This is a genomic window from Fibrobacter sp. (assembly GCA_012523595.1).
In the GTDB taxonomy this organism is placed as follows: Bacteria; Fibrobacterota; Chitinivibrionia; order Chitinivibrionales; family Chitinispirillaceae; genus JAAYIG01.
Genome location: JAAYIG010000164.1, coordinates 45,227 through 57,450 on the forward strand (window position 1 = coordinate 45,227; position 12,224 = coordinate 57,450).

Genomic DNA, 12,224 nt, shown 5'->3' on the forward strand with positions numbered 1-12,224 from the left:
CTGGTACGATTATTAAAAGTAAAAGATTATAACAGTTAATATCTTCATAGTTGCACCAACTCAGGGTATTTCGCGAGACAGAATAGCGCGCAATAAGAAATAAAAGACTTTCGCGATAAAGGAGCGATATGAAATGGTAAAATAAACGACAGGAGTATATATTAAAGAGGTATTTACTTTTTGAGAAAAGGGAGATTTTATGAAAAAGAGGCTGGTAATTGCCGCTATTCTGTGTGGACTGGTGCAACTTCAGGCAGCGCTTACTCTTAAAGAGGTACGCACTGCTTCCAATAATGTCCTGGTTGTCTTTTTTCACAACACCGCTCTCAATGCAAATGCTGTGAGCATCTCTGATATATCGCAATGGAAGGTCAATGGTGAAGCAGTAACTGCAATAAACAGGTATGTCATGCAGGCAAATGCCTGTGATTACCATATCTATCTTACAGTCCCGCAGTTAGTCAATGGAACGACTTATGAGATTGAGACGCCCCATGGAGATACAAGTATCGTATTTGACGATCACAAAATATTCTGTGAGTCAATTAAAACAAACCAGGCTGCTTACAGTGCTCTTTGCAAGAGTAATTATGCCTATTTTGCCATCTGGCTCGGGGATGGCGGCAGCAGGCAGATAAGCGGTACGCTTCCTGCCTATCAGGTCTTCGAAGTATATACAAATAAAGTAGTGGCGCAGGGAACCCTTACCGAGGTTGGCGAGGATCGGACCTCGGGTGATTTTGTCTATAAAATAGACCTCTCTTCGGTTCCACAGGGCGGCCCGTACAAGATTGCAATTGACGGCTACGGCTGTTCTTATCCCTTTGGTGTCGGCGGTGACTTTTCACGCCGTCTGGCGCACATAATGTTCCGCGGTCAGTATTACCAGAGGTGCGGATGTCCAATACATGAGCCCTATGGATGGAATATACGGCAGAAGGCATGTCATACGCTTATCTATGATGTAGATGGTCCGATTGGGGAAGCCAATATTGTAGTGACAGGCGACGAGCCCACGATGACCGTTTATGGAGGTTACCATGATGCCGGCGACACGGACCGCCGGGCCTATCACATGGCAAACCCGGTAATCAATTTGATGCTTTACGAGGCTTTTCCGGATCTCTTTGTGGATGACCAGTTTAATATCCCGGATAAGTTTGATGAAAACTTTAATATCCTGGGTAAAGGCAACGGGATTCCGGATATTATCGATGAGGCGGAATGGGGGACACTTGCATGGGAGTACCTGCAGAATGAGGACGGAAGTATCCATTTTGGAACAGAAACCAAAGGGTATGCAGATGGGGCGCCATACGATATAGCTGATAAGCACCGTTATGGCACCGTAGTTATCGATGATCGCCCTGCCGCAGTGGCCCCGGGACTGTTTCTGCACCTTGCACGGCTTTTAAAACCCTATAATGAAGCACGCGCGGAGCAGCTTGCCGAGCGGGCCCAGCGTACCTTTAATTACATCAGCACAAAAAAATGGGGCAACCCCGAGAAGCTTTATTATTATATCCAGAAATATCTCTACGATGGTGATGAGGCAGCCCATGAACAAGTCAAATCACTTGTCAGTACTGTGGATCGTTATCCTTTGTGCGTGACAGGAACGCTGGGGTATTCACTTAACAACAGTGCATTTGATAATCCGGGGTATATGGTCTCTTACATGGTCGAGAAGACAAGGGTTACTGATCCGGAAGTTATTGCAAAGTTTACTAATGCACTGAAGGCCGGTGCGGATTCCAATATCGTTGAGCTGAGGAGGTATGCGTATCCTGTGGGTAACAATCCGATTGGAACCTCGTGGGGTCATAATGTCAGGCAGCCCAGCTATGCCTGCGCACCACTGCTTTACTGGAGATTCTCAGGCGAGCAGTCATATTTTGATGCGGCGTGTAATCTGATGGACTATATTCTGGGGCTTAACCCGCTGGGGATCAGTTACGTAACCGGTCTTGGCTTTCATCAGGTCCACAATCCCCACGACAGGCAGAGCTGGTATACAAAAAGTAAAAGCTGGGGAGTTCCGGTACCGGGTATAACGGTTTTCGGCCCGGGTGTTTCCCCTGCCGGCACAACAGTTCCGGCATTGACCGCATTGCCGGTAGAGCGTCAGTTCGCGGATAATCATAACTGTATCTCAACTTCAGAGTTCACGATTTTTGAAACAATGACTCATTATTCCATGTACACGGTTTTAGCCGGCGGGGGAAAGTGGGATGAGTCAAATGACCCGTTTGCATCTCAACAGATTGCAGTAAAAAGGGACAGGGTAAAGGCGAAGGTGAATCCCGGGACGTTGCTCTCGGCGAATTTGAGAAATGGAAAACTTGTCATAACCCTCAACCTTATGTCAAAAGAACGGATCCGCGGCTCTCTCTTTACTTTGAATGGGGCGGTTCTGTCTGAATTTGATCTTGGAATTGCGGGTCCTGGTCTTTCGACATTTCATCTGCCAATTGACAGGATGAATAGGCTCGGGACAAATTTGGTTTTCTGCCGGATTCAGAGTGGGAAGACGTCTGTTGCAGGGAAAGTGTTTATTGGAGAGTAGGTTTTTTTCGCGGGAATGACGTTGAGGTGAGAGTGTTGCTTGCAATGAACATTTGCCCCCTCAGGGTATCATGCCTGTGAAAACAGGCATCCAGGGATTGTGATATGTCAATACTGGATTCCAGTTTTCACGGGAATGACGTGGAGGTTAGAGTGTCGCTTGCAATGAACATTTGCCCCCTCAGGGCATCATGCCTGTGAAAACAGGCATCCAGTCATTCTTTCTTTAAAAACCAAACCCACTACTCAATCTTCTTCCAATTGAGGTTATCCTCGATGACACCTGGAAGTTGTCTGCAAGCGCGGTGCCGGGTGAATAGCTTTCTCCTTTGTATATCCCATGTTCCTTTGTCCCGCCTGAAACACTGCCGCCGTAGTAGAAAGTATAGGTGCCGGCAGTCAAATCGGGCGATGAAAAAACGACATACTGGTAGTTTGTGGCTGGTTCAAACGTAAAGACAGTTTCGCCGTTTGATCCCCTGAGACTTATCGGGGTGCCAACATTAACCGTCTCATTAAATGCAGCTACCAGGCAGTTCTGCTTTGAATTCTGAGTTGGTGGATAGGCCATCTGGTAATTGGCCGCAGAGCCTGCGGCCAGGACATATCCTCCGTTTACAAGTACGTAGTACTCATTCGGATTGGAAAAATCGAAACCCACATCAAAAGGACCCTCCACACGTGCATCTCCAATTTTAGGATCGGGTCCATGAAGAATCACGACACCGCCGTTAATCTCTATGTCTCCATTGGAATCGAGACAGTCGCCAATGGTGCAATAAACAACAACGTATCCTCCATTGATCTGCAAGAGATGATCATGCGAACTTGGCTCGATGCCAAATTGACCACCACCGGGGTTTTCTGAGGTACTTTTCAGTGCCACATTTATACCATCATCGTAGGCATTAACCGTTATCTTTCCATCATTGATTACCATCGCAAACCCCTCAAGACCCTCGTAGCATCTTACAATATTGATTTCCCCATTATCGATAGTCAGCAAGGAATCCGTATGTATTCCGTCATCACCGGATGAGATTGTAAATACTCCGCCTTTAATTACAGCAAGCTGGTCCGAATGAATACCGTCATCTGCCGAGTTAATGTTAAACGTACCATCTGTAATGACTATATTGTTTTCAGCCTTTATTCCCTTTGCGCTTACGTCACTGTCGTATTGCTTCCCATCTTTGAATGTATCGCTGCCTCCACCTGAAATTATGTCAAATTTTCCGCCGTTTATTTCCACATAGTTGGCTGCATCGATACCATCCCCGTTACTTCTGATCTTTATGTCACCGTCTTCGATTAACACAATTCCAGTTGACACATTTCCGCTGTCTGAGGACTTTAAACCATCACCCCTTGCAGTTATATCAAAAGTTCCACCACGAATAACAAGTTTGTCCTTTCCCCTTATGCCATCATCAGCGGAGTTTATGACAAAGTTACCTCCAATGATGGTAAGTTTATCTTTACCCGCAATCGCATCCTTGTAATTGGCATTGATAACCAGCTTTCCGCTCCCCTGGAAAACAAGATCATCTTTACTGTAAATTGTGGCTTTGGGCTCATCATCTTCGAAAAAGAGGGTGTAGTTTTGAGGATCACTGAATTTGTTCTCGGTCCCTTCAGCCAGTTCAACAATCGTGTTTTTTGCTTTCTGGACAAACAGTGGAGAGGTGGAAGAGTTGCCTATGTCCACTCCCTTGAGGACAAGGATCACATCATTTTTATCCTCTGTATTCACCACTATTCGCCCGTCGGTCAGTGGCCCGTCTATATGGTAAGTCCCAGATGACATCACAGTGACTTCGGTACCGTTAACAAGTGCACCAGGTCCGGATACCTCTATTCTGTCAGTTAAAAGATGAATCTCTGTATAAGAGCCGGTTTTCTCCATCTCGATGATAATGTCCTGCTGGAAAGCACCGGTCACAGGAAAGCTTCCGGTCAGGTACCCGTCCTTCGATGCTATAAGAGTATCAAATGCCTGGAAAATATCAGCTACTTCCTTTGCATGTGGCACGGCCAGAGTGCTGTTGCCGGAAGAAAACATACCATTTTTGAAATTGACACTCGTTCCGGTGGAAAAGAGTGTACCTGTAAATGTGCTGCGGCTGGTAACAATTCTTATACAGGTAAGTCCCGGACTTAACTGGGGAATTGAGACTGTCTGATGGCTATTATCAGGGTTGTCCGGTAGAAGTGTAAAGATCTTTTTACCGTTTATTGAAAACAGTTCCACCCGTTTGAGCTGTTCATTATCAGGGCCGGAAGAAAAAACAAGAGCATTGTTTTTAATGACAAAGGGATTGGTGTTTTTACCTGGATGAAAAGGATTCGTGGCAGAAGAGGTAACAAGGGCAAAGGAGCCATCAGGACCCGAAACATCCGAGAGCCCGCTGGATTTCATCGCTACAATTACACCGGATATCCCCTCCCGGGTTTGTTTGTCAATAATTTTTCCGGACAGTGAGATCTGCTGGGCTGCAGTAAAGAAAAGAATACCGCATAAGAGAATAGCTGAACAGACTGTAATTTTTCTCATGATGGGCAAACCTTGTTAAGTTTATAAGCTTTAGTGGCTTTGGATTGAGCCCTCAGCCAGATGGATCTATGGTAGTGACAGTGTCTGCTTTTATTAGTGTTAATATATCACCAAATTTCTCTAAATATTTTAAAAAGTAGTGCCTGGTGCTGTACCGGATATTTTATTTCCTCTGGAGGGAAATCCAGAAACGATTGAATTAAAGGAGTTTATATAGTGGGAGGCTCACCCTGCCTGCCCTGCCGTAGCTTCTTAGCGTAGGCGGGGTTTCAGCCCGCAGAAGACTGCGGTCTTCCACCACCCCCTCTGTGTTGGCATAGAGTTGTGGCCTACGGGAAAATGTTACCAAGTCGGGCAAGATTAGCCGGCTTCTCAACCTTTACTGGTGGAAGAAGAAACGATTATTATATACCGGATTTACTTTCGTTCCTGTGTTCGTAACCGTAAACAATAAAAGATTATCAAAAACCGCATGAGGATTGGGTATTTACCCTTGTTTTGTCATGTTGTCTTACAGAGGCGGTATTAATGCCGCCTCTAGCCAGGATAAGCCCGGTAAACCGGGCTTGCAGGAGAATGAAATCTCATTGTTTTCAATTTACCCCGATTTATCAGAGTTTACATGTATTAGAGTGCTGTTGATTTGTCGTGCGATCGTTTTGTCTTTCTGTCGTACTCTCATACCCTCGTACTCTTGTCCTGTCGTGCTCTCGTGTTGTCGTAATGTCGTATTGTCGTACATTCCCTGCCTTCAAATGTTTTTTCGCTAAGCCTTAGTATCTGTCTGAAAAAACCTTAGTAGTAGCAGAGTTGAATACACGTACAAACCTTATTACCTTATTTTTTTCATACCTTTTAATAAGGTAATAAGGTTATGGTCATTGATTTTTCTGTTTACTACTAAGGTTTCAAAGATAGATACTAAGGTTTTTTGAGATAAAGATAAGAGTCTGAACTGTGATTTCTGTGATTAAATTGATTGAGATGATTTCTGGATTCCTGCTTTTGCAGGAAAAACGTAGAAAGGAAAATGCTGCTTGTAATGAACAACTGTCACCTGGAAAGTCCTGCCCATGACGGTCTTCCGGCATGGATAATGATTCGTTACCTTCAGCGGGGGTTTTAGGGGCCCCCGCTCCGCCGTAGCTTTAACGGGGGTAAGTTTGCCTGGCCGTAACACTGGCGACTTCACGAAAACAGGTCTACTCAACCTTAAGGCTTCGCGGAGGCGAGCAAGACACGGCCTCTGCCATATTCTTATTATTTCTTGATTGACACTGTATGGACATGCTCCCCTTTCTTCCCAAAAAACAACTGTTCCTGCTTTATCTTTTTGCCTTTCTGATCTCTGATTACAATGTCGTACTCGCCGTAAAAGCCCCTGAAATTGACTTTGGCATCGGAGCCGACTTTCAGGGTATCATGGGTTGACCAGACATTATGAATCAGATTGTACACGGTGTCTGCTGCAGGACGGGCCTTGAAGTCGAAATCATACAAACCAGCTCCGGGGCACCAGTGACGCGCATCCCAGAATCCCCAGAACAGGAATCCCTCGATTGCAGGATGAGAAAAGCAGGTACGGAGAACCTTCGCGTATTCCTTGGCCTGGTCTGCCTCGGAAATATTCATCGCACGTACATTCATGTCAAACTCGGTTACCTTTATCGGTAAACCGATTTCCGCAAGGTAGTCCAGTTTTGCGGCAATGTCCAGAGGATTCGCCCGGTCCTGGAAATGCCCCTGTACGCCGATACCGTGCACCGGAACTCCTCTTTTCAGTAAACCCTCGATCATATCCCTGTAAATCTTGGCATCACCACCTGAGATGATAGAATACTCGTTGATATAAAGCTTTGCTCCGGGGTCTGCGCGATGTGCCCATACAAAGGATGAGTCGAGGATATCGTATCCCAGACGATGGAAATGCGCCGTCTCATGTACCGGCTCATTCCATACATCATATTCCAGTATTTTTCCTTTATACAGGGTAAGATCACGGGTAATTCGCTCCTTGATAGCATCACGAAGCTGCTGATCACTTCCCTGTCTGGCCCAGTGGTTCTGATAGCCGTAATTTTCGATACCCCAGACAAGTGTGTGTCCACGTATCGGGAATTTGTTCTTTTCACCCCATTTCAGATACTCATCGATAACTTTGGTTTTTGGAGCACCCTTCTGAGGTTCATACTCTTCCCACTTTAACGCATTTTCAAAAACACCACTGTTGAAAAATCGCAGTGCAGTTGCCCTGTACTTCTGCTCATCATCACCACCTGCAAAATTGAGACATGTACCCAAGGGAAACTCATGTCGTTTCAGGTGTACTTCGACACTTCCGTTAAACGGAGTGTTTTTGGCATCCGTGATTTTTATCGAAAACGAGCCTTTGCGGAGTGAATCGATGCGCTGTTCCGCTTTATCGTACCAGTCGGCTGGAACTTCCTTCAGATCCAGATAACCGGCATCAGTGATAACTACATCATCGATAAAGTAGTCCCCTTTGGAATGCGCACACTGAAAATTCATCTGGATATCGGTTGTTGTAGACGGTGCGGTAAATAACATCTCGTAAGGTTTCCATTCATCGGTAAGTTTGAATTTCTTACCGCTGTAATATGTCCAGGGAGGAGATCCCTTGATAAATACGACCTCCAGGATTCCGGCTCCATTTTCACCTCTGGCCCAGAATTCTAATTTGTATAGGTTGTTCTTCTTGATCTGAAAGTTTTTCTGCTGAAGCTGCACGTGCCATATTTCAGTGGCGACATTATCAATCCTGAATCTTCCGCAGTAATTGCCGGAGTGAGGTTTGTAGTCAACGATTTCAAAGCTGCCCAGTTTCGGAGCAAATGTCCAGAAAAACCAGCTATCCATTCCATTCTCAAATGTCCCGTCAGCATAGGGCTTTGCCATCGGCTCGGCAGGAGGAACATATGATGGAGAGCGGTTTTGGGCTGAAATCACTGTTATCAGTACAGTCAGAATCAGAAACGGTTTAAAGATGGTATTCATAGATTTCCCTGCTTTCTGGAGTTCAGTCATTAGGGTTATAGTGATCTTTTTAGAAATTAATATAATTGAAGATAATGGTTATTTGCGAGTGCCCCCGCGCTAGCATAGATATGGCATTGATCTGAAGAATTCCTGAAAAAGCAGGAATTCAGATATTAAAAGTAGAATATAAGAATATAGCAGGGGGGCTGTGTTCCTGCTCATCTCCAATTAATGAAATAATGAAGTGGGAGGTCTCCCCCTGCCTTCAGCCCGCAGAAGACGCAGGAATATCCCGCCGTAGCTTCTTAGCGTAGGTGGATCTTCCACCACCCCCTCTGTGTTGACATAGTGTTGTGCCCATCGGGAAACTGTTACAAGTCTGGTAACATTGGCTGGCTTCTTAATTTTTACTGGTGGAAGAAGAAACGATTATTGTATACCGGATTTTCATTTCGTTTCTTGTGCTTGTAATCGTAAAAAACTACAGAGGCGGCATTAATGCCGCCTCTAGCCAAGATAAGCCCGGTAAACCGGGCTTGCAAGAAAATGAAATTTTATTGTTTTCTATTTACCTTGATTTATCAGGGTTTACATACATTGGAGTGCAGTTGTTTTGTCGTGTTGTCGTACTGTTGGCTTTGCAAAGACGAGAAACAGACATAACCCTGTTCTGGTATTATTCATATTTTTTTTACTTTGATGGTGTTATCAGGAAACAGAGATTACATCAGGGGAGGGAGCGGTAAGCTCCCTAATTCACCTCAGGGGTGAATTTTTGACTTTCTGAGGCTACATTTGGATGGGTTGAGTCGTTAATTCACCTGGGGTGAATCATACACTTAACTGCTTAAGACAATTTTTCACCCCGGAGATGAAATAGTGAGAGAGTTGAAGGTTTCCTCACCGAAAGGAAAAATTTCACCTCCAAGGCTCATTGAAATGACAAGCTGGCCCTTTATTCATATATGAAGAAGATGGAGCAGGTTATTTTGTTCACCTGTTCCCAAATAAAACAGTATCATTTTTCTTTAAATTCAACTATTATGATTAGATTCTCATTCTTTTTTCTTAGTGTTCTAAGAGGGTCGCTCTGGAGAAAAATTCAGAGTCCTTAATTCATCTCTGGGGTGAATCTTATACTTAATCGCTTAAGATTGTCTTTCACCCCGGAGATGACATTGTGAGCGAATTAAAGGCTTCCTTACTACCGACACAAAAGATTTCACCTCCAAAGCTTATCAAATCGACTGACACTCTTTATATATATAGAAAAGGAAGGAGCTGGTTTTTGTTTTACATACATCCACACATTTATACCGAATCATTTTCTTTGTTTTCTATTATAATGGTTGAATTTTCATACCTTTTTCTTATTGTTCGGCGGAGGGCTATCCTGGGAGAAAAACCTCAGTGTTCTAAATTCATCTCCGGGGTGAATCCTGAACTTAACCGCTTAAGTCAATCTTTCACCCCAAGGTGACACAGCGAGAGAGTCGAATGCTTCATTACTACTGACAGAACGCTCCCACCCCCCAATCCCCATCAAAACAACCAGCCAACTCCTTATCTAATCACCCCCTCACCCTGTGCCCCAAAACGAAAAATGGCAGAGAAAGAACCTGCATACCCGCGGCAAATGCCACAAGGCTAAAACGGGACTGTTCATACAAGAGCCCTGTGGCAATCGAACCGAGCAGCCATCCGAATCCATACCCAGTATAGTAGAGACCAAACGCCAGGCTTCGGTGATCTCTGGGGAGTTCCGAGGCAACAACTGAGCTAAGAAGCATGTCCTGGGTGACCTGGCCCACTCCCCATAGAAGAATTCCTGCAATGGCGAAGTTTGCGGGAAACAAAAAGATAAACGGTGAGAACATCGCGCTAAGGAAAACAGCCACAAGGACCACAGAGTGTCCTCTTTTATCATAGAGCCTCCCAAGAAAAAGGCTGACTATTCCTCCGGAAGCCGTTGACAGGACCAGGAAAAACGGTACGGTCTGACGTGCGATGCCGCTTTCTGAAAGATGAAATGAGATCAGCTCGAAATTTGTCAGGCCGGCGGCAAAGAATATTCCTGCCGCGTAGTAATACCAGTATGCTTTTGTAAAACCTTTTTTTGTCGCCGATGGTTTCAGTTCGAGCCTGGAAGGGAAGGGGTAATTGACACGGGCAAGTGTCAGGAAAACAAATGCCAGAAGTGCGGGAATAAGAAGCAGCCCGTATCCGGTGCGGAACTTATCTGTAAAAAGAAGTATGATGGCGATAACGAGCGGACCAAGAGCTCTTCCAGTGTAATCCAGTGCAGTATGCAACCCGTAGACCCATCCCCGGCCATAAACCCCTGTTGTAAACGACAGCATCGACTGGATAACCGGTTTCCTGGCACCGCGTCCGAGGCCCTGAATAAGAATGAGGAGTGCAGCAGCCTGCCAGTGGCCGGTGAGTGCTATTGCGGGCACCGCAAGTAGATTGAAGATATAGCCGGTGAAAACTATTGACCAGTGATTTTTGATCCTGTCTGCGATAAAGCCGGAGAGACCGCGTGTCAGGTAGTTTAAAAATTCGCTGGCTCCTCCGGTGATGCTTATTGCAGCGGCGCTTGCCCCGAGTGAAGCTAAAAACATGCCGTTTATGGCTGCGCCGCCGGAGTAGGTGGTGTTGCCAAAGAGGTCGACTATGCCGATTAAAGAGATGAACCTGACCACTGATTAACCTGATAAGATGATTGCACTGATTTAATAGAGGAAAAGACTTGATTACTAATAATGCTGACTAGAATGATTGCACTGATATAATTAGAGAAAGAGATTAATTGTTCTTATTGACAAATATTCTGATGCTACGTTGCGATCCCGATCAACTCAAATGTTCTGAACCTCTTTTCCAGGGCAGTTTTCCGCTTATCTCTATCTCAAGAGAGAAACTCAGAAAGGTTCTGATAAGAACGACTGCGGCAAGCAAGCCGACACTGGAGAAAGTGGGCACCACTGCGACAGTTCTGATAATGTCTCCGGCAACAAGGAATTCCAGACCGAGTAGAATCGCTCTGCTCAGGTCAATTCTGGCCACCCGATAGATGCTTCTCCTGTCTTTTCCACTGAATAGATGAACGAGGGAGATAATGACAATATACAGGGCATCTGCCCCGATAATCAGAATGCCGAGCATCTCAATTAATGAGCCAATTATCTCCACCAGTTGATCAGACAAAGCAGGTATCCTTTTACCCTGTGTATTAGGCAAATTGAGTGCCTAAACTTACAGGGTGGTATTCATCTAAATGAAGAAGCCTATCTCGCGTGCACGTTTGTTAATATATCTATCTTCATTATATTTACTGGGTACAGTCACTTTTGTCATTGGGGATTCAAGTTGAAGCTGTGGTGTTTTTTGGAGGATTGAGTAGACGAATTATGATTTTTTGTATTAATAAATATTGACCTGTCAAATTACCAATAGTATATTGACAAAACCTCTATAGATTCTATACAACGCGAGAAAGATTTGAGGGTTTATAGAGGGTGCATCACGGAATGAGGGCTTGAATGAGTAAAGTCACTCCTTTTATGCTCACCTTTCCAAAAAGATTCTAAACCGAATAAGGGTTAGAAAACAGTAAAGCAGGTGGTTCCATTTTCCAGTGAAAATCCGGAACCATTGATAGGTAGTATGTCCTATCATTCTGTATTGTTCTGCAAATATGCAGAAGTACTGAATCTGTTAACGTCACAAAAGCGTGGGTGACACCCACGGGGTCAAAGTGTATCTAAATTTGAAATTAAAAAGGGAAAAATACAGGTTGAGGGGCATACAACGCGACTTGTTTGACCCCTCCCCCTGCTGCATACGGTTCATGAAAGACATGAACGTACGAGTATCAAGGTTTACAGGTGTGTGTCCGATGTATGACGGGTAATAAGATTCTACAGCTTTTGAGCAGATTTTTCAAGTAGTTAGTAAACCTTTATGAAGAACAAAGGCTTCCGTTCTTTTTATGGATTCCTGACTTTTAAAACAGCATTTTGAAAAGGTATACCTGATCCATTTGTACCTGTAAAATCATAATGGTTTCAGGCATCAAAGAAAATGGGCATCATTTCTTACAAAG

General features: G+C 44.7%; 5 protein-coding genes. 1 reads left to right on the forward strand and 4 read right to left on the reverse strand.

The window, feature by feature from the left end; genetic code table 11:
- Positions 1–199: 199 nt before the first annotated feature.
- Positions 200–2,566 carry a hypothetical protein gene (locus tag GX089_11125; GenBank protein NLP03039.1) on the forward strand — a complete coding sequence of 789 codons (2,367 nt, stop codon included), beginning with the start codon at positions 200–202 and terminating at the stop codon, positions 2,564–2,566.
- A 225-nt stretch (positions 2,567–2,791) separates the two neighbouring features.
- On the opposite strand, the gene GX089_11130 is transcribed toward GX089_11125, so the two are convergent.
- From GX089_11130 to GX089_11145, 4 genes are all read right to left on the reverse strand, one after another.
- The gene (locus tag GX089_11130; protein NLP03040.1) at positions 2,792–5,119 is read right to left on the reverse strand and encodes a carbohydrate-binding domain-containing protein; all 2,328 of its coding nucleotides are present in this window, start codon (positions 5,117–5,119) and stop codon (positions 2,792–2,794) included.
- A 1,260-nt stretch (positions 5,120–6,379) separates the two neighbouring features.
- The gene (locus GX089_11135; protein ID NLP03041.1) at positions 6,380–8,134 is read right to left on the reverse strand and encodes a xylanase; all 1,755 of its coding nucleotides are present in this window, start codon (positions 8,132–8,134) and stop codon (positions 6,380–6,382) included.
- A 1,553-nt stretch (positions 8,135–9,687) separates the two neighbouring features.
- Positions 9,688–10,821, reverse strand: a complete 1,134-nt coding sequence (locus GX089_11140; protein ID NLP03042.1) for an MFS transporter — start codon at positions 10,819–10,821, stop codon at positions 9,688–9,690.
- Between the two features lie 151 nt (positions 10,822–10,972).
- Entirely contained in the window at positions 10,973–11,284 is a 312-nt protein-coding gene (locus GX089_11145; protein NLP03043.1) for a DUF1622 domain-containing protein, read from the reverse strand.
- Positions 11,285–12,224 lie beyond the last annotated feature (940 nt).